Annotated in this window: 18 protein-coding genes; 7 read left to right on the forward strand and 11 right to left on the reverse strand. The window is 64.5% G+C overall.

Translation table 11 applies throughout. From position 1 onward, the window contains the following. Positions 1-5: 5 nt before the first annotated feature. The 3 genes from DS843_RS04965 to dnaK all read right to left on the reverse strand — a co-directional run bounded on the left by DS843_RS04965 (position 6) and on the right by dnaK (position 4,901). Positions 6-1,133: a GGDEF domain-containing protein gene (locus DS843_RS04965; RefSeq protein ID WP_149467777.1), complete on the reverse strand. Its 1,128-nt coding sequence runs from the start codon at positions 1,131-1,133 to the stop codon at positions 6-8. Between the two features lie 295 nt (positions 1,134-1,428). After that, complete coding sequence (gene dnaJ / locus DS843_RS04970; RefSeq protein ID WP_149467778.1) at positions 1,429-2,574, reverse strand: molecular chaperone DnaJ; 1,146 nt, start codon at positions 2,572-2,574, stop codon at positions 1,429-1,431. A gap of 161 nt (positions 2,575-2,735) precedes the next feature. Beyond that, complete coding sequence (gene dnaK / locus DS843_RS04975; RefSeq protein ID WP_353618328.1) at positions 2,736-4,901, reverse strand: molecular chaperone DnaK; 2,166 nt, start codon at positions 4,899-4,901, stop codon at positions 2,736-2,738. A 298-nt stretch (positions 4,902-5,199) separates the two neighbouring features. Between dnaK and DS843_RS04980 the strand changes: the two genes are divergently transcribed. Next, entirely contained in the window at positions 5,200-5,403 is a 204-nt protein-coding gene (locus tag DS843_RS04980) for a hypothetical protein (protein ID WP_149467780.1), read from the forward strand. 152 nt (positions 5,404-5,555) lie between these two features. On the opposite strand, the gene DS843_RS04985 is transcribed toward DS843_RS04980, so the two are convergent. Further along, positions 5,556-6,044, reverse strand: a complete 489-nt coding sequence (locus DS843_RS04985) for a hypothetical protein (protein WP_286191941.1) — start codon at positions 6,042-6,044, stop codon at positions 5,556-5,558. A 133-nt stretch (positions 6,045-6,177) separates the two neighbouring features. Between DS843_RS04985 and DS843_RS04990 the strand changes: the two genes are divergently transcribed. Then, complete coding sequence (locus tag DS843_RS04990; protein WP_149467782.1) at positions 6,178-7,074, forward strand: DUF1848 domain-containing protein; 897 nt, start codon at positions 6,178-6,180, stop codon at positions 7,072-7,074. A 54-nt stretch (positions 7,075-7,128) separates the two neighbouring features. On the opposite strand, the gene DS843_RS04995 is transcribed toward DS843_RS04990, so the two are convergent. From DS843_RS04995 to DS843_RS05010, 4 genes are all read right to left on the reverse strand, one after another. Next, positions 7,129-7,494: a response regulator gene (locus DS843_RS04995; RefSeq protein ID WP_149467783.1), complete on the reverse strand. Its 366-nt coding sequence runs from the start codon at positions 7,492-7,494 to the stop codon at positions 7,129-7,131. A 240-nt stretch (positions 7,495-7,734) separates the two neighbouring features. After that, on the reverse strand, positions 7,735-8,373 hold the full coding sequence (gene grpE, locus DS843_RS05000) for a nucleotide exchange factor GrpE (protein WP_286191969.1): 639 nt from the start codon (positions 8,371-8,373) through the stop codon (positions 7,735-7,737). 30 nt (positions 8,374-8,403) lie between these two features. Continuing rightward, the gene (hrcA, locus tag DS843_RS05005; RefSeq protein ID WP_149467785.1) at positions 8,404-9,444 is read right to left on the reverse strand and encodes a heat-inducible transcriptional repressor HrcA; all 1,041 of its coding nucleotides are present in this window, start codon (positions 9,442-9,444) and stop codon (positions 8,404-8,406) included. 438 nt (positions 9,445-9,882) lie between these two features. Beyond that, a complete protein-coding gene (locus DS843_RS05010; protein ID WP_149467786.1) occupies positions 9,883-10,176 on the reverse strand; it encodes a hypothetical protein in 294 nt (97 codons plus the stop codon). Between the two features lie 214 nt (positions 10,177-10,390). Here DS843_RS05010 and rph point away from each other — a divergent pair, with 214 nt between their 5' ends. From rph to DS843_RS05035, 5 genes are all read left to right on the forward strand, one after another. Further along, complete coding sequence (gene rph / locus DS843_RS05015) at positions 10,391-11,110, forward strand: ribonuclease PH (RefSeq protein ID WP_149467787.1); 720 nt, start codon at positions 10,391-10,393, stop codon at positions 11,108-11,110. A 195-nt stretch (positions 11,111-11,305) separates the two neighbouring features. Next, positions 11,306-11,908: an RdgB/HAM1 family non-canonical purine NTP pyrophosphatase gene (rdgB, locus tag DS843_RS05020; protein ID WP_149467788.1), complete on the forward strand. Its 603-nt coding sequence runs from the start codon at positions 11,306-11,308 to the stop codon at positions 11,906-11,908. Then, positions 11,896-13,062, forward strand: a complete 1,167-nt coding sequence (hemW, locus tag DS843_RS05025; RefSeq protein ID WP_149467789.1) for a radical SAM family heme chaperone HemW — start codon at positions 11,896-11,898, stop codon at positions 13,060-13,062. Before rdgB ends, hemW begins: the two co-directional genes overlap by 13 nt. Before the next feature lie 189 nt (positions 13,063-13,251). Next, positions 13,252-14,943: a methyl-accepting chemotaxis protein gene (locus DS843_RS05030; RefSeq protein WP_149467790.1), complete on the forward strand. Its 1,692-nt coding sequence runs from the start codon at positions 13,252-13,254 to the stop codon at positions 14,941-14,943. A 33-nt stretch (positions 14,944-14,976) separates the two neighbouring features. Continuing rightward, the gene (locus DS843_RS05035; protein WP_149467791.1) at positions 14,977-15,474 is read left to right on the forward strand and encodes a dihydrofolate reductase; all 498 of its coding nucleotides are present in this window, start codon (positions 14,977-14,979) and stop codon (positions 15,472-15,474) included. Positions 15,475-15,597: 123 nt separating this feature from the next. On the opposite strand, the gene DS843_RS05040 is transcribed toward DS843_RS05035, so the two are convergent. The 3 genes from DS843_RS05040 to DS843_RS05050 form a co-directional block, all read right to left on the reverse strand. Beyond that, positions 15,598-16,440 carry a hypothetical protein gene (locus DS843_RS05040; protein WP_149467792.1) on the reverse strand — a complete coding sequence of 281 codons (843 nt, stop codon included), beginning with the start codon at positions 16,438-16,440 and terminating at the stop codon, positions 15,598-15,600. 297 nt (positions 16,441-16,737) lie between these two features. Further along, on the reverse strand, positions 16,738-17,694 hold the full coding sequence (gene gshB / locus DS843_RS05045) for a glutathione synthase (RefSeq protein ID WP_149467793.1): 957 nt from the start codon (positions 17,692-17,694) through the stop codon (positions 16,738-16,740). A 33-nt stretch (positions 17,695-17,727) separates the two neighbouring features. Continuing rightward, positions 17,728-18,561, reverse strand: a complete 834-nt coding sequence (locus DS843_RS05050) for a SirB1 family protein (RefSeq protein WP_149467794.1) — start codon at positions 18,559-18,561, stop codon at positions 17,728-17,730. Positions 18,562-18,591 lie beyond the last annotated feature (30 nt).

Consider the following 18,591-nt stretch of genomic DNA (forward strand, 5'->3'; position numbering starts at 1 on the left):
AGAGATCAGGCCGGTTGGGCGACCCGGTCCCCGGCGACGATGCGGTTCTTCCCGGTCTGCTTGGCCGCGTACATGCGCTGATCGGCCAGTTCCACCAGCTTTTCCCAGTCCGCCGGGCGGTCGTGGATGTATTCGGCCACGCCGATGCTGGCGGTCTGGGGAATCCCGTCCGGCCGCTTGCCGAACCCCCGCTCGTGCAGCCGCTCCACCGCGATCAGGGCGCCTTCGCGGGGGGTGTTGGGCATGATGACCACGAACTCCTCCCCACCCCAGCGGACCAGAACGTCGGACTGGCGCAGCATGGCGCGGATGGCCTCCGCCGCCCGTCCCAACTGCTTGTCGCCCTGGTCGTGGCCGAACCGGTCGTTGATGGACTTGAAGTTGTCCAGGTCGAAGAAGACCACGGCCAGCGGGTGTTCCGACCGCTGGGCGTGGGCGAACTGGAGCCGCAGAAGCTCCTCGCCGATGCGGCGGGAGAAGGCGCCCGTCAGCCCGTCGTGCGACGCCTGATCGACCAGGGCCATCATGAAGTGCAACTGGCTCATCGCCGCCAGCGTCGCCACCACCATGATGAGCACCAGAAGCCACAAGGCCCCCAGATAGGACGGGAAGGGAAAGACCAGCGAACCGTAGACGCCGGCCAGCATATGGGCCGCCAGCAACGGCGTGGCGAAGATCAGCCCCTCCAGCGCGGTCAGCGGAAAGACGCTGAGCCCCGCCACCATCACGAAGGGCAGGAAGGCGTAGCCGGCGGCCACCGCGAGAGCGCTTCCCGCGACCATGTCCTCGTTCAGCATGGGGTGCGAGGCGAGGAAGAAGACCGTCGGCACCGCCAGCAGCAAGGCCAGCCCCCGCCATGCGCTGCCCATGTCGTCGCAGATGCGGTAGCCGAGCGCCAGCGCGCCGAAGGCGAAGCTGGACACCAGACGCAGCCCGGCCAGATAGCCCCACAAGGGCCAGGGGAAGATCACGACGTCGATGACGATCCACAGCGGCGTCAGCACGGCGAAAGCCGCCGCGACCATCCGGACGCGGGAATGGATCAGCACGGCCCGGCGACGCTGGATGATCGGGGTGTGACCACCCGGATGCATCAGGTCGCGCAACTGCTCAAGGGAGAGATCGCCGCTCACCGCCTGGAATGCCCTCTCCGCGAATTGCCTGAGGAGATTAAGCGCTTGTTGATACACGCGATGCCCCCCATCGGCAACGGCATTTCCTGTGAGATCGGCGCTACGTGCGTATGCGGCGCATGGTGTGGCACCCGCGCCTTTCCGTGCGAATTGGGGGGACAATCTTCCCGCGCCCCGACACTGTCAACGCCGGATTGGTCATACCACTGAGACAAAAGCACGCGGGCGCAAAAGAAAAGGCCCGGCGGCGGGCCGGGCCTGTTCCTTCAGGCGGTAACGGGCAGAAGAGGCGCGATCAGTCCTTAAGGTCTTCCCACAACTCCTTCACCTTGGCGAAGAAGCCTTCGGACTGCGGGTGCGAGCCTTCCTTGCCGGCGTTGTCGAACTCGCGCAGAAGCTCCTGCTGCTTCTTGGTCAGGTTGACCGGAGTCTCGACGACGGCCTGGATGTACATGTCGCCGCGCTGCTGGCTGCGCAGCACCGACATGCCCTTGCCCTTGATGCGGAACTGGTGGCCGGACTGGGTGCCGGGCGGGACCGTCACCTTGGTGCGGCTGCCCTCGATGGTCGGCACCTCCACCGTGCCGCCCAGCGCGGCGGTGGTCATGGGGATCGGCACCCGGCAATGGATGTTGGCGCCGTCGCGCTGGAAGATCGGGTGCGGCGCGATGGCCAGGAAGATGTAGAGGTCGCCCGGCGGCGCCCCGCGCAACCCCGCCTCGCCCTCGCCGGCCAGACGGATGCGGGTGCCGTCCTCCACCCCCGCGGGGATGTTGACCTGAAGGGTCTTCTCCTTGCGCAGGCGGCCCTGTCCGCCGCAGCTCTTGCAGGGGTCCTTGATGACGCGGCCCTGGCCGTGGCAGGCCGGGCAGGTGCGTTCGATGGTGAAGAAGCCCTGCTGGGCGCGCACCTTGCCGTGGCCCTGGCAGGTCGGGCAGGTGACCGGCTGGGTCCCCGCCGCGGCACCGGAGCCGCTGCAGGAATCGCAGGCGACCGTGGTCGGGACGCGGACGTTGGCCGTGGTGCCCTTGAAGGCTTCCTCCAGCCCGATCTCCAGGTTGTAGCGCAGATCCTGGCCGCGGCCCGACGCGGCACCGCCGCCGCGGCGCCCGCCCATGAATTCTCCGAACATCTCGTCGAAGATGTCGGCGAAGCCGCCGCCACCGCCGCCGAAATCGAAGCCGCCGAAGCCGCCACCGGCCCCGCCGCGCCCGTTTTCGAAGGCGCCGTGGCCGAAGCGGTCGTAGGCCGCGCGCTTCTGGTCGTCCTTCAGGACGTCGTAGGCTTCGCTGATTTCCTTGAACTTGTGCTCGGCTTCCTTGTCACCCTGGTTGCGGTCCGGGTGATACTGCATCGCCATCTTGCGGTACGCTTTTTTGATCTCGTCCGCGCTGGCGCCCTTCGCCACCCCGAGCAGCTCGTAATAGTCCTGTTTCGCCATGGGCCCCGACCGCCTTCACATACAATAGACCAATCGTATCTCCGGCCCGCCACCGCAGGACGGATGACGGGCCGGACGATACTGCATGGCGCCGGGTTCTCCCGGCTGTGACACCGGAGGCAACGGGCGGCTGCCCGACGATTGCCTCCGGTTTCGAACGCTTACGCCGACTTCTTCTTGTCGTCGTCCACTTCCTCGAAGTCGGCATCGACCACGCCCGGCTCGTTCGGGGCGGCACCCGCCGCACCGCCGGCGCCCGGCGCCTCACCCTGGCCGGCCTTGTACATGGCCTCGCCCAGCTTCATCGACACCTGGGCCAGAGCCTCGGTCTTCGCCTTCACGGCTTCCACGTCCTCGCCGTCCATGACGGACTTCAGCTCGGCGACGGCGGCCTCGGCGGCGGACTTGTCGGCGGCCGGGATCTTGTCGCCGTTCTCCTTGATGGTCCGCTCGGTCGTGTGGATCAGCGCGTCCGCGTGGTTGCGGGCGTCCACCAGCTCGCGCCGCTTCTTGTCCTCGGCGGCGTGGGCCTCGGCGTCCTTCACCATCTTGTCGATGTCGGCGTCCGACAGGCCGCCCGACGCCTGGATGCGGATCTGCTGCTCCTTACCGGTGGCCTTGTCCTTCGCCGTGACGCTGACGATGCCGTTGGCGTCGATGTCGAAGATCACCTCGATCTGCGGCACGCCGCGCGGGGCCGGCGGGATGCCGACGAGATCGAACTGGCCGAGCAGCTTGTTGTGCGCGGCGATCTCGCGCTCGCCCTGGAAGACGCGGATGGTCACCGCGTTCTGGTTGTCCTCGGCGGTCGAGAAGGTCTGGCTCTTCTTCGTCGGGATGGTGGTGTTGCGGTCGATCAGGCGGGTGAACACGCCGCCCAGCGTCTCGATGCCCAGCGACAGCGGGGTGACGTCGAGCAGCAGGACGTCCTTGACCTCGCCCTTCAGCACGCCGCCCTGGATGGCGGCGCCGATGGCGACCACCTCGTCCGGGTTCACGCCGCGGTGCGGCTCACGCCCGAAGAACTGCTTCACCGCCTCGATGACCTTGGGCATGCGGGTCATGCCGCCGACCAGGATCACCTCGTCGATCTCGTTGGCCTTCAGGCCGGCGTCGCGGAGCGCGGCCTTGCAGGGCTCGATCGTGCGGGCGATCAGCTCGTCCACCAGGGCTTCCAGCTTGGCGCGGGTCAGCTTGACGTTCAGGTGCTTCGGGCCGGACTGGTCGGCGGTGATGAAGGGCAGGTTGACCTCGGTCTGCATGGCCGAGGACAGCTCGATCTTCGCCTTTTCCGCCGCTTCCTTCAGGCGCTGCAGGGCCAGACGGTCCTTGCGCAGGTCGATGCCCTGCTCCTTGTGGAACTCGTCGGCGAGGTAGTCGATGATGCGGGCGTCGAAGTCCTCACCGCCCAGGAAGGTGTCGCCGTTGGTCGACTTCACCTCGAACACGCCGTCGCCGATCTCCAGCACGGAAACGTCGAAGGTGCCGCCGCCCAGGTCGTAGACCGCGATGGTGCCGGCGCCCTTCTTCTCCATGCCGTAGGCCAGAGCGGCCGCCGTCGGCTCGTTGATGATGCGCAGCACTTCCAGGCCGGCGATCTTGCCGGCGTCCTTGGTCGCCTGGCGCTGGCTGTCGTTGAAGTAGGCCGGGACGGTGATGACCGCCTGGGTCACCTTCTCGCCCAGATAGTTCTCCGCCGTCTCCTTCATCTTCTGCAGGATGAAGGCGCTGACCTGCGACGGGCTGTACTTCTTGCCGACGGCCTCCACCCAGGCATCGCCGTTGTCGCCGGGGATGATCTTGTAGGGGACGAGGCCCTGGTCCTTCTTGGTCAGCGGATCGTCGTAGCGGCGGCCGATCAGACGCTTGATCGCGAAGAGGGTGTTCTCGGGGTTCGTCACCGCCTGACGCTTGGCCGGCTGGCCGACCAGACGCTCCGCGTTCTGCGCGAAGGCGACCATAGAGGGCGTGGTCCGCGTGCCTTCGGCGTTCTCGATCACCTTGGCGCTGGAGCCTTCCATGACGGCCACGCAGGAGTTCGTGGTGCCGAGGTCGATGCCAATGACTTTGCTCATGTTCAGCCTCTGTTGTTCGGCAGATGCGTGGCGGCCCGTATGTTCCGGCACCGCCGCGATCCCCTTGGGGTCAGTGGAACGGTTGGGTGGGATCACGTCTGTCGCCGGAGATATAGGCAGGTGCGTTTCGGCCTGCAACGTCCCGGTCATCCGGCAGACCGTCAAAAGGCCGAAAGCCACCTCTTGCGCCGGGGCATATCGTCGCGGCTGCGCCCTCGCGCCGCAAGTGAATACCGGGGTATTCAGAAGCATAGGACGTGCATCGACACCCCTTCACCCTCCCCTCCGGCGGAAAGCCGTCTGTTACAGGTCTTTAACACAAGTCAAAGTCCCGCCAACCCTCCCCGTTAATTTTTCATTAACAAGTAATGGTGTGCATTCCTTCGCCCAATCAATTGCCGGTTGCCCGCTTTCTTTGTTGTCCCAAGATTCTAATAGTGGAGAGCCGAAGGAAATATGATATATCCGTCCGTGGTAAGGGGGCCGCTCTTGTTCGCAGGCATGGCTTCCCGAAGCGGGACCGTGTGCAGCATTCCATTGGGGGATCAAGATGATGGACGAACGGCGCGACATGGCTCTGGCCATCAAATCCTGCCTCGACAGCCTTATGGACGACGCGGCGAAGTGCGATCTGGACGATCTGGCGCGCTTCATCAGCCTCGCCGCCATGGCGGCGGAGGAGGCGGCCATGGCCTTCGATCCGAAGGCGGCGCAGTTGAAGGCCCTGATGTCCGGCGGCGCCGGCCACTGCTGATGGTTGCTCGCTGACGGCCCCACGCCGACAGGCCCTTCCGGCGCGGGAACGCCGGAACGGTTGACCTGACGGAAAAGAATTGACCTGACGGAAAAGAAAAAGCCGCCCTCGACGGGGCGGCTTTCTTGTTTCCGGACGTTTCCGGAAGCGCTCTACAGGATGTCCGCCGCGCGAATGGCTCCGTCGAGGAGGGCCAGCGTGCCGGCGCAGGACTCGTCCCCGTCCATGACCATGGGCAGGCGGTAGCTGAACATGGCGACCGCCGCCTTGCCGTCCCGCTCCGTCCCGACCAGCCACAGATAATGGGCGTCGGTCCCGCCGTCCTCCTCCGTCACCATCACCGCCTGCGCCAGAACGCCGTCGTCGCCCCAGGGCTCCACGGTGCGGTCGCTGGCCCGCTGGTCGTCGGGGCGCACGAAGCGCAGCGCCATCTCGCGCAGAACCGCCACGACGCCGTCCGGCCCGTCCTTCGGCGCCACCCGGTCGGTGACCAGCCGAAGCACGCCGCCCGCCGGAGCCGGCGGATGGAAGGTCGCCACGGCGTGGCCCTCATGCTCCTCCACATCGGCGCGCCAGCCGTCCGGCAGCCGGAACCGCACCAACCCGTCCCATTCAACGCTGTGGCCCCCATCGTTGCCCACAGCGTGGCCATCCTGTCCGCCTGTCACGGCATCCTCCCCCTCGTCCTGTGCCGGCTCCTGTGCCGGCACTTTAGGCCGATGCGTCCGCGAATCCAGCCTTGATCGCGGTCCGCCGAGCCACCATGGTCCGCCGATGATCGTTTCCGCCAGTTACAAAACCGACATCCCCGCCTTCTACGGGCGTTGGTTCCTCAACCGGCTTGAGGCCGGGTACTGCCGCATGGTCAACCCCTACGGCGGCCAGACCTACCGCATCGGCCTGACCCGCGGGGAGGTGGACGGCTTCGTCTTCTGGACCAAGAACCTCGGCCCCTTCCTGCCGGTGCTGGAGGATGTGTCCGGGCGCGGCTTTCCCTTCGTCGTCCAGTACAGCATCACCGGCCTGCCGGTCGCTCTGGAACGCTCCGTCCCCGACGCTGAGCGCGCGGTCGAACATATCGCCCGGCTGCGCGACCGCTGGGGGCCGCGCGCCGCGGTGTGGCGCTACGACCCCATCGTGACGGCGCCCATCGTGACGGCCGGCGCTTCGCCGCCGTCCTGGCACCGCGAAACCTTCTCCCGGCTGGCGAAGCGGATGCGCGGCCTGACCGACGAGGCGGTGGTGTCCTTCCTCCAGCCCTACCGCAAGACGGCGCGCAACCTGGACGCTGCCGGCCTGCCCTGGCGCGACCCGGAGCCAGAGGAGAAGCGCGCCCTGCTGGCCGATCTGGCCGGCATCGCCGCGGAGCACGGTATGGCGCTGACGCTCTGCACCCAGCCGGAGTTGGCCGGCGTGCCCGGCACGGCGCCGGCCCGCTGCGTGGACGCGGAGCGGCTGTCCGACGTCGCCGGGAGGCCCATCGGCGCGCGGGAGAAGGGCAACCGGCCCGGCTGTCTCTGCGCGGAAAGCCGCGACATCGGGGATTACGACACCTGCCCCCACGGCTGCGTCTACTGTTACGCCGTCGCCAACCGCGCCGTCGCGCAAAGGCGCTTCGCGGCGCATGACTCGGAGGGGGAGTTCCTGTTTCCCCGGGAACGGTCGGTATGAAATCCGTGAAAAGTCTGGCCCGCAGTTTCCGCAGCGTCCCGGTTATGGGGTCGGTTACGGGCAGACCTTCTTCACCGTCTCGACCAGCTTGTCCGGGTTGAAGGGCTTGACCAGCCATCCGGTGGCGCCGGCCTCGCGGCCCGCGGTCTTCTTGGCGGGGTCGGCCTCGGTGGTCAGCAGAAGGACGGGGGTCGCGCGGTTGAGCGCGCTGCCGCGGATCGCGCGGGTCAGGGCCAGACCGTCCATGCCCGGCATGTTCAGATCGGTGATGATGCAGTCGAACTTCTGCCGGTTCACCTGGGCCAGACCGGCGGTGCCGTCCGCCGCTTCGGTGACGGCGTAGCCGGCCTTCTGAAGCGTGAAGGCAACCATGTCGCGGATGGTCTTGGAGTCGTCGACGGTCAGAATGCTCTTGGGCACGGGTCCGGTTCCCTGAATGAGCGGCTGAATGAGCGGCGGCCTGAAACGGGCGGTTCATTGTGCGCCGCGAAATTCCCCGATGCGAATAGGGGAACGATCCGCCCGGCGCAAGTCCTTCGATATTCTAGGATCAACGGACGGGCTCCGCCCCTGAAAAATGACCGGACCAAAAAAGACGGCGCGGCGGGCCGAGCCGCCGCGCCGCCGCAGGACGCGCCGCCTGATTCGCGGACCGGTCGATCAGGCCTTCGTATCGACGTGCTGGCCGCCCATTTCGTGAGGACCGGCCTTGGCGACGCCGACCATGGCTTCGCGCAGCAGGCGGCCATGGATGGTGTAGCCGGGCTGGAGCACCTGCACGACCGTGCCGGCGGGCTTGCCGGTGTTCTCGATCTCGAACATCACCTGATGGAAGTTCGGATCGAACAGCTCGCCGGTCGGGTCGATCTTCTTGATGCCCGCGCGGTCGAAGGCGGCGAAGAGCTGGCGCTCCGTCGCCTCCACGCCGACGGCGAGGCCCTTCAGCACGTCGTCGTTCTCGCGGCCCTCCGCCGGAACGGCCTCCAGCGCGCGGCGCAGGTTGTCGGCCACCGTCACCAGTTCCTTGGCGAAGCTGGACACGGCGAACTTGCTGGCGTCCTCGCGGTCGCGCTGGGCGCGGCGGCGGGTGTTCTCCACCTCCGCCATCTGGCGCAGGAGCTGGTCCTTCAGGTTGGCGACCTCGGCCTCAAGCTGGGCCACGCGCTCCCCGGCACCGGCGGCGTCCGCGGCCTTGTCCTGGACGGCTTCGGTCTGCTCCACGTCGGTTTCGGCGGGCTTGTTCTGCTCTTCGCTCATGGCTCTCTCGTTGTCGTCTCGTGTGTCGTCGTCTGATGGGATCTGCTGGGTCGAAGCGTTGCCAAGCCGTCATCACCCGACAAGGCGACTGATGACCTTGGCTGTATAATCCACAAGCGGGATGATGCGGGCATAATTGATGCGGGTCGGACCGATCACGCCGATGGCGCCGATCACCTGCTCGCGGCTGTTCTGGAACGGCGAGATGATGAGCGAACAGCCGGAATGGCCAAACAGCACATTCTCCGCGCCGATGAAGATCTGCACCCCGTCCCCCTTCCCGGTGGCGTCGAGCAGGCGCAGCATGGTCTCCTTGGTCTCCAGCGCCTCGAACAGGGCGCGCACGCGCTCCAGGTCCGACAGGGCGGTGACGTCCTCCAACAGCTTCGCCTGGCCGCGCACGATGAGCTGGCCGCTGCTCTGCCCGCCGCTGCCCGCCCAGGTGGCGAGGCCGGCGGAAACCACGCGCTGCGACAATTCGTCCAGCTCGGTCTTCTGCTCCTCGATCTCGCGCAGCACGGCCTGCCGCGCCTCGTCCAGCGTGCGGCCGACCAGCTTCGCGCTGAGGAAATTGGACACCATCTGGAGCGTCGCGGCGGGCACGCCCACCGGCACCTCGATGACGCGGTTCTCGACCAGCCCGTCCTCGTTGACCAGCACGACCAGCGCCCGGCCCGGGGCCAGCGACACGAATTCGATGTGCTTCAGGGGCCGGTCGGTCTTCGGTGCCACCACCAGCCCGGCGCAGTGCGACAGGCCCGACAGCATGGTGGACGCCTCGCCCAGCACGTCCTGCAACGACCGCCCGGAGGAGGCGCATTTCGCCTCAATGGAGCCGCGCTCGTCGTCGCTCAGGCTGCCGATCTCCAGCAGGCCGTTGACGAACAGGCGCAGCCCCGCCTCCGTCGGGATGCGGCCCGCCGAGGTGTGGGGGGCATAGAGCAGCCCCTGCTCCTCCAGGTCGGCCATGACGTTGCGGATGGTCGCGGGCGACAGGGCCATGCCGAGCCTCCGCGAGATGGTGCGCGACCCCACCGGCTCGCCGGTCGCCACATAGGCGTCGACGATCAGCCGGAAGATTTCGCGGGACCGTTGGTTCAGCTCGGTGATCATGGCGGGGACAGGACCTGCTCGACTCGAAGGGAAATGAGCGTGTCGAATTTAGGTGGACCGTCCGATTGAATCAATGCGCGCCTAGCAGAAGGTTGTGCAATTCATTGAATTATAAACTTATAGTAGATCCTTTGCTTTTTCTATGATGAGGGAATAGAGATAGTCAGAGTAATACCACATCCCAGTATGGTTTCGTTCGTTGGGAGGGGGCACAGTCAGCGTTTTGCCACTGGGGGCCTGCCAGAATTGCTGGCTCAGCACAGCCCTAACTGGCCGTGATAGGCTGGGTGGCGTGAAGCCTAAATGTCTCAAAGCGTGATGGAGATTAAGCTCGCTAATAAGTTTCATGGCTGTGATTGTTTTTCAATTTGTGGGTTTTTGACAAATAAGAAGCCCCTTTTAGGGGCTCTTGACACTCCTCGCCATCGGGCTCTTCTCTTATGAAACCAAACTGAACTGGTGATCAGGAATATGTCCCCGCCCAATCTTCTCAAGCAGATTGCGGGAGCAGCTATCGATCAGATTTTTTTCTTCAATCCCGTACTCAGTCTTGATGATGACTTTGATAGCTTCAATCAAATCGCTTGCTGCGTCGTTCAGCTCGGTTCTTGCAACAAGCAGGCCGGGCAAGTCCGGAGAGCGGAAGATATGCAAACGGTTCACACATTCGTACTCAAGACGAATGCTTTCTGGCAGCATTCCCACACAATCTTTCCGGGTTAAGTTGTTCATGGCGTCACCTGGACTGTCGAAGCAGAGCGCGCGTTTGTATGCAATTATATACTCTTTTATTAGACTAAGACTTTCCGTGAGGGCTTTCAAGAAAAACAGACATACCGGGTTATGCCGCATGCTTATGTATGCATGGGCGCGGATGCGCGCTGGACGGCGGTGGCGTCGGGCGCTAGCTTGCCGCCGATTTCAACAGACTTGCGGATCATGCCCGATGCGTCCCTCCGGCCGCGCCCACGACCAGTTGCGCACCATTTCCCTTGAGCCCCATTTCAGCAAGCACGCCGAGGGGTCCTGCCTGGTGCGGTTCGGCGATACGCACGTCCTGTGCACCGCCAGCGTGGACGAGGGCGTTCCGCGCTTCCTGAAGAACACGGGGCTCGGCTGGGTCACCGCCGAATACGGCATGCTGCCGCGCTCCACCCACAGCCGCACCGACCGCGAGGCCGCCAAGGGCAAGCAGTCGGGCCGCACCCAGGAGATCCAGCGCCTGATCGGCCGCGCGCTGCGCGCCGTCACCGACCGCGCCGCCATGGGCGAGAAGCAGATCAAGATCGACTGCGACGTCATCCAGGCCGACGGCGGCACCCGCACCGCCGCCATCACCGGCAGCTTCGTGGCCCTGCATCTGGCCTTCCAGCACCTGATGCAGATCGGCGCCCTGAAAACCATGCCGCTGACCGACCATGTGGCCGCCGTCTCCTGCGGCATCCACCAGGGCACCAGCGTTCTGGACCTGGACTATGCCGAGGATTCGACCGCCCAGGCCGACGCGAACTTCGTGCTGACCGGCAATGGCGGCATCGTCGAGGTGCAGGGCACCGCCGAGGACCGCCCCTTCACCGAGCCGCAGTTCATGGAGTTGCTGGCGCTCGCCCGCAAGGGCATCGACGAGCTGGTGGTCTTGCAGAAGGCCGCGATCGCGGTGAAGTAAGGCGTCGCCCCCTCCCGCCCGCTCTCGGCGGACCCAAAGGGTCCGCCTGCCGCGTCAGCGCAAGCTTCGCTTGCGCGAGAGCTTCGCGGGCACCCTCCCCCGCCGCTGGCGGTGGAGGGGAACAGGCCTCCTCTCCCGCCAAGGGCGGGGGAGGGTCGGGGAGGGGGCAGCAGTTCACATCGAAGGAACTTCCCCATGACCACGCCTCCCCGCCGCTTCACGGGCGGCACGCTGGTGATCGCCAGCCACAACAAGGGCAAGGTCCGCGAGATCGCGGAGCTGCTCGGCCCCTACGCCGCCACCTTCGTGTCCGCGGGCGAGCTTGGCCTGCCGGAGCCGGAGGAGACGGGTATGACCTTTGTCGCGAACGCCGAGCTGAAGGCCCTGGCCGCCGCCAAGGCCGGTCATGTGGCGCTGGCCGACGACAGCGGGCTGGTGGTCCCGGCGCTGAACGGCGACCCCGGCATCTATTCCGCCCGCTGGGCCGGTCCCACGAAGGACTTCCGGATGGCCATGGGCAAGGTGGAGGACGGGCTGAAAGGCCAAGCCGACCGCAGCGCCTACTTCGTCTGCGCCCTGTCGCTCGCCTGGCCGGACGGCCATGTGGAGACGGTGGAGGGCCGCTGCACCGGCACGCTGGTCTGGCCGCCGCGCGGCGAGCATGGTTTCGGTTACGATCCGATGTTCAGGCCGGACGGGTACGACATCACCTTCGGCGAGATGGACCCGGCGAAGAAGCATGAGATGAGCCACCGGGCCGACGCCTTCCGCCAGCTTGTGGAGCGATGCTTCAAGTGACTCCTGATCCTGGATTCGGGATCTACATCCACTGGCCCTTCTGCAAGGCGAAGTGCCCGTACTGCGACTTCAACAGCCACGTCCGCGAGCGGGTCGAGCATGACCGCTGGCGAGCCGCGCTGCTGCGGGAGCTGGATCATTACGCCGACGCAACGTCCGGACGCCGGGTCACCTCGGTCTTCTTCGGGGGCGGCACCCCGTCGCTGATGGAGCCGGCCACGGTCGGCGCCGTGCTGGAGCGCATCGCCGCCCGCTGGACCGTCGGAACCGACCTGGAAGTGTCCCTGGAGGCCAACCCGACCTCCGTGGAGGCGGACAAGTTCCGCGCCTTCCGGGCCGCCGGGGTCAACCGCCTGTCGATGGGCATCCAGGCGCTGGACGACGCCTCGCTGAAATTCCTGGGCCGTCAGCACAACGCCGCGGAAGCCACCGGCGCCATCGAACTGGCCGCGAAGACCTTCGACCGTTTCAGTTTCGATCTGATCTACGCCCGCCCCGGCCAGTCCGTCGCGGCGTGGGAGGCGGAACTGACCCGCGCGCTGAACTACGCGGTCGGCCATCTGTCGGTCTATCAATTGACCATCGAGGAGGGCACGGCCTTCTTCCCCCTGCACGCGCGGGGCGATCTGGTGCTGCCCGACGAGGATCTGGCCGGCGACCTGTACGAGGCGACGCAGAGCCTGCTGGAGCGCGCCGGACTGCCCGCCTACGAGATTTCCAACCACGCCCGCCCCGGCGAGGAAAGCCGCCACAACCTGACCTATTGGCGTTACGGCGATTACGTCGGCGTCGGCCCCGGCGCCCATGGGCGGCTGACGCTGGACGGCGAGAAATTCGCCACCCGCGCCCACCGCGCCCCGGAAATCTGGCTGGAGCGGGTGGAGCGCGACGGCCACGGCGCCGCCACGCCCGAACCCATCGCCCGCGAGGCCCGCGGGTCGGAGTTGCTGATGATGGGGCTCCGGCTGCGCGAAGGCGTGGCCCGCGCCCGGTTGGTCGAAGAAACGGGCCGCGATCTGCAGGACCTCGTCGATGCCGCCGCGCTGGACCGTCTGGTGGCCGGCGGCTTTCTGGAGGTCGACAAGGACAGGTTGCGCGCCACTCATGAAGGAAGACAAAGGTTGAACGCCGTGCTGGGGGCTCTTCTGGCCTGATGTCGGGTCCTCGACGAAAGGTCGTGTGACAAAGGCGCCCAGTCTCCCGTCTGCCGCCAATTCTTATGCATGCATTTACAATTTTCTTGTGAGTGTTTGCCATCGTTGACGTCCCGGCCAAAGGGTACGAGCGAACAACCGCGCCGCGCCCGGGCGCGGGCCGGGCATACCGTTCCAGGCAGACACGTCATGAACCTCACCAGGCTTTCCATCCGGGCCAAGCTGTGGGCGCTCGTTGCCGCAGCGTCGGTCGCATGCTTCGCCATCGCGGGCGCCGGCCTCACCCTGAACTACAACCGCATGCACGCAGACCGGTTGGAAACGCTGCGCGGCGTCGTGGAGACCGGCGTCACGCTGGCCGCCTCGCTGGAAGCGGAGGCCGCCGCCGGCAAGATCACCCGCGAGGAGGCCCAGGCCCGCTTCAAGGCCGCGGTGACGGGCATCCGCTACGCGGGCGGAAAGGAATATCTCTTCGCCCACACCATGGACGGCTACGGCTTCGCCCACGTCAACCCGAAGCTGGTCGGCGCCGACGTCAAGCCGCTGAAGTCGGCCAACGGCGTCCACATGATCGTGGAGTTCATCCGCATGGTCCGTGCGTCCGGCGGCGGCGTGCTGGAATACGACTGGCCGCGCACGGTGGGCGGCACCGACATGGCCGTGAAGCTGGGCTATGTCCACGGGTTCGAGCCGTGGAGCATCTTCATCGGCAGCGGCATCTTCATCGACGACATTCGGGCCGCCTTCCTGGAGCAGCTCCGGACGCTGGCCCTCGTCATCCTGGCGCTGGCGGTGCCGGCCATCGGCCTGATCGCCTGGGTCGGCACCGACATCAGCCGGGTTCTGCGCGGGTTGAGCGTCAAGATGCGGGAACTCGCCGACGGCGACCTGTCCACCCGCTTTCCGGAAGCCGAGCGCGGCGACGAGATCGGGTCGATGGCAAAGGCCGTGCTGGTCTTCCAGAACAACGCCCGGGACAAGCGGCGGCTGGAGGCCGAGCAGGCCGCCTCCGCCCAGCGCGCGGAGGAGGAGAAGCACCGCGCCATGCTGGCGCTGGCCGCCAGTTTCGAGCAGAGCATCGGCGCCGTCGTCCGCACCGTGTCCGACGCGGCTGCGGCGATGGAGGAGCGCGCGGCGGAAATGAACCGCGCCGCCGCCCAGACCGACACGCTGGCGACCTCCGTGGCCGCGGCGACGGAGCAGACCTCCGCCAACGTGCAGACCGTGGCCGCCGCGTCGGAGGAACTGGCCGGCTCGATCCAGGAGATCAGCCGTCAGGTGGCCGAGTCGTCGCGCATCGCGGGCGAGGCGGTGAACCTCAGCGGGCGGGCCAACGACAAGGTCGGCGGGCTGGCCGAGGCGGTTCAGAAGATCGGCGCGGTGGTCCAGCTCATCAACGACATCGCCAGCCAGACCAACCTGCTGGCTCTGAACGCGACCATCGAGGCGGCGCGGGCGGGTGAGGCCGGAAAGGGCTTCGCGGTGGTGGCGAGCGAGGTGAAGGCTCTGGCCAACCAGACCGCCAAGGCGACGGAGGAGATCGCCGCCCAGGTCACCAACATCCAGACCGTCACCGGGGAGGCGGTCGGCGAAATCCAGAGTGTGACCCAGGTGATCCTGCGGGTGAACGAGATCGCGACGTCCATCGCCTCCGCTGTTGAAGAGCAGGGGGCGGCGACCCGCGAGATCAGCCGCAACGTCCAGGAGGCGGCGGGGGGCACGCAGGAGGTGTCGGCCAACATCACCGGCGTCACCGGCGCCGCGACGCAGAGCGGCGCCACCGCCCGCGACGTTTTGGAGATGTCGCGCAAGCTCGGCCACCAGTTGGACACGCTGCACCGCGAGGTCGGCGGCTTCCTTCATCAGCTTCGCGCGGCGTAAGCTGGGGTGAACGGGCAAGGGAAAGGGGTTGGGATGCGAATCAGTCTGGTCGTGGCCGCGGCGCGCAACGGCGTGATCGGCCGCAACGGCACCCTGCCCTGGACCCTGCCCGGCGACCTGAAGCGCTTCCGGGAATTGACGATGGGCAAGCCCATCCTGATGGGCCGCCGCACCTGGGAATCTCTGCCCCGCAAGCCCCTGCCGGGCCGCGACAATCTGGTGGTCAGCCGCAGCGTCCCGGCGGGGGAGCGGGACGGCGCGCGCTGGTTCGGCGGGATCGGCGCGGCCCTGGACTGGTGCCGGGCGCAGGGTGCGGCGGAGGCCTGCGTGATCGGCGGCGCCGAACTGTTCCGCGAAACCCTGCCGCTGGCCGACGTCGTCCACCTGACCCGCGTGGAGCAGGAGGTGGACGGCGACACGCTGATGCCCCCGCTGGGTCCGGAGTGGGTGGAGGCGGAGAGCGGCCCGCTCCTGACCGAGAACGGGCTGGATTACCGATTTATAGATTTCATGAAAGAAGGCGATCTATAGCCTACGTTACAATTATCCTGGATTATTAGAAATCCGTCCATCTAACATTTATAGTTACAAAACTACGAATGACAAGGAAAGTAAAACTAGTATCTTTTCATATTCTACATAGATCGAAACCAATCAAAACGGTGGCTTTGACTCAAACATTATAATAGGGCTTATAATAAGAATACAAATCCCCACAGAAGACACCCACCAAACAAAGTTAAATGCTAAAATTACTAAAGAACTTATTTTTTCAGATCTGCGAACATGACCACTCTCCATTTTCATTTTTCTATACCTAAAAATTCCTCCGATAAAGTTTTCCGTTGACCCACTTAAACTGCAGAAAAGGACGAATACCATAAAAAAAGAAAAAATTCCTTTGTAAGATTTAATCAAATTTGCACCTGAAATACCATTTGATGAGTCATATATAGACTTCACACCCAATATTGATCCCCCAGCACTCAACTGAGCTTGGTCAGGAGATGTATAAATAATTCTCAACCTAAATCCAGATTTAGGATCAAAATATTTCCAACCAATATATATGATGTTGTCTATATTAACAGTTTTATTTATATAAAATTCAGATATATTATCGTCTGTAGTAAAAGTTATACTAGCGTCAATAATCCTTACACTATTACTAAATAAAAATGTCAAAGGTTTTCGTATTTTATCACGGCCGAGATCAGTATCTCCCGAATTCCATACAGAAATATTTGCCCCATATATATTTTCCTTAATATTGTTTCCATTTGAGTCTAAAATACTAAATGGCTCTTCTGCGCCCTGCTTGTTATTTTCCACTCGGCTAACATCCATCAGCTGAACTTGTTCAACGCGATAGGATATCTCTGATCTTTGCAATGTTGAATACCATGTATATATTGCAAACAAAAAGCTTATTAAACCAACAGCTCCAAATACTGCATTGTATGGGCTCTTTATTTCCTCTTTAAATCTTTTCCACATCGAATGCCTCTAGGATGACGACACGAGAAAACAATAGGTTAAATTAAAGTAATTATATATTATTAATTGTCAATGATTATATTTATTCGCTTTCAAACAAAATTCCATAGCTAGATAAATCACAAATGATGCGCGCACCACTTAAGAAAAACAAACCAACACACACAAAAACAATATGTATCTGAGCGTTAACATAAAAGCCAAACAGTCAATGCATTGTATATAATATCTAATATAATCCCTGCTTCATACAAAATGAAACAGGGATTATGCAATCGAAGAATGCTCCAGATTAATTTAAATACCTAAATTCTCCCGGTGCCGGCGCTCGATGGCGTCCCACAGGGTGGATTCCAGGGCGGAACCGTCGAGGCGGTTGATTTCCTGGATGCCGGTGGGCGAGGTCACGTTGATCTCGGTCAGGTAGTCGCCGATCACGTCGATGCCGACGAAGACCAAGCCCTTTTCGCGCAGCACCGGGCCGATGGCCTTGCAGATTTCCTGCTCGCGCGGGGTCAGTTCCGTCTTCTTCGCGCTGCCGCCGGCGTGGAAGTTGGCGCGGGCCTCGCCCTCCTGGGGCATGCGGCTGACGGCGCCGGCGGGCTCGCCGTCGATCAGGATGATGCGCTTGTCGCCCTGGCGGATTTCGGCCAAGTACTTCTGCACGATCACCGGCTCGCGGTAGAGCTGGGTGAAGAGTTCCAGCAGCGAGCCCAGATTCTCGTCGTCCGGCTTCAGGTGGAAGACGCCGGCCCCGCCGTTGCCGAACAGCGGCTTGACGATGATGTCCTTGTGCTGCGCCCGGAAGTCCAGCACGGCCTGTTTGTCGCTGGTGATCAGCGTCGGCGGCATCAGGTCGGGGAAATGGGTAACGAACAGCTTTTCCGGCGCGTTGCGCACCTCCGCCGGGTCGTTCAGCACCAGAACCTTGGGCTGGATGTGCTCCAGCATATGGGTGGCGGTGATGTAGGCCATGTCGAAGGGCGGGTCCTGGCGCATCAGCACCACGTCCATGGTGGACAGGTCCACGACCTGCGGCTCGCCCAGCGTGTAGTGCGCGCCCTTCTGCCGGACCACGGTCATCTCCCGCACGCGGGCGGTCAGGACGTTGCCGGTCAGGCTGAGGTCGCGCGGGTGGTAATGGTAGAGTGTGTGCCCGCGCTTCTGGGCCTCCAGCGCCATCATGAAGCTCGAGTCGGTGTCGATGTTGATGGACTCGATGGGGTCCATCTGGAAGGCGACGGCAAGGCTCATCCTGCGGATCTCCGAAACGGGCTTTGAATAAGGTCAGTTCAGTCGGTTCTTGAGCTGCTGGATCAGCGCGGCGACCTGATGGCGGTGCCGTTCGCTGCCGGACAGCGTCATGAAGGTTTCCAGCGCGGCGATGGCGGCGCCGATCCTGCCGGCATGGGCCTCCAGCAGGCCGGTTTCCCGCCACAGCGCCGCCTCGCCCGGAGCGAACAGCCGCATCGCCTCCAGAATCTCCAGGGCGCGGGGCACGTCATGGGCCGAGAGGTGGCGCAGCTTGATGTTGTTCTGAAGCCGCAGCAGCACCTCGCGGTTGGAGACGGGCTGGTAATGGCCGGGCTCCAGCTCCGCCCCGCTGCCGGCGGAGGCCTTCAGCAGGTCGCGCAGGTCCACGGCGGTGCGCACCTGCCCGTCGTTGAAGGGGTCGATGATGGCGCGGGCGCCGTCGGCCTCCAGCCGCACCAGGAAATGGCCGGGGAAGTTCAGCCCCTGCACCGGCCAGCCCTGCGAGCGGGCGGCATGGATGAACAGGATGCCCAGCGACACCGGCAGGCCGCGGCGGCGGTCGATGACGCGCAGCAGGTTGGCGTTCTGAAGGTCGTCGTAGGTGTCGTGGTCGCCGGAATAGCCGTGCCGCTCCACGAGGACCTCGTGCAGCAGCGCGATGCGGACCTCCAGCCCGTCGGCCCCGGGCGAGGCGCGCTCGGCCAGATCGTGGGCGATGTCGGCGAGGTGGCGGCGGTAGTCGGCCAGAACGGCGCCCGGACTCTCCAGCGCGCCCAGCGCCAGGGCGGCTTCGGCCAGATCGATCTCCTCGTCCGATTGCTGCCCCACGCGGCGCAGGATCTCACGGGCTTCGGCGCGGCTGGTCACGGGCGACGTCCTTCCTCTTCTTCTTCAGCC

The organism is Roseomonas genomospecies 6 (genome assembly GCF_008365375.1).
In the GTDB taxonomy this organism is placed as follows: Bacteria; Pseudomonadota; Alphaproteobacteria; order Azospirillales; family Azospirillaceae; genus Azospirillum.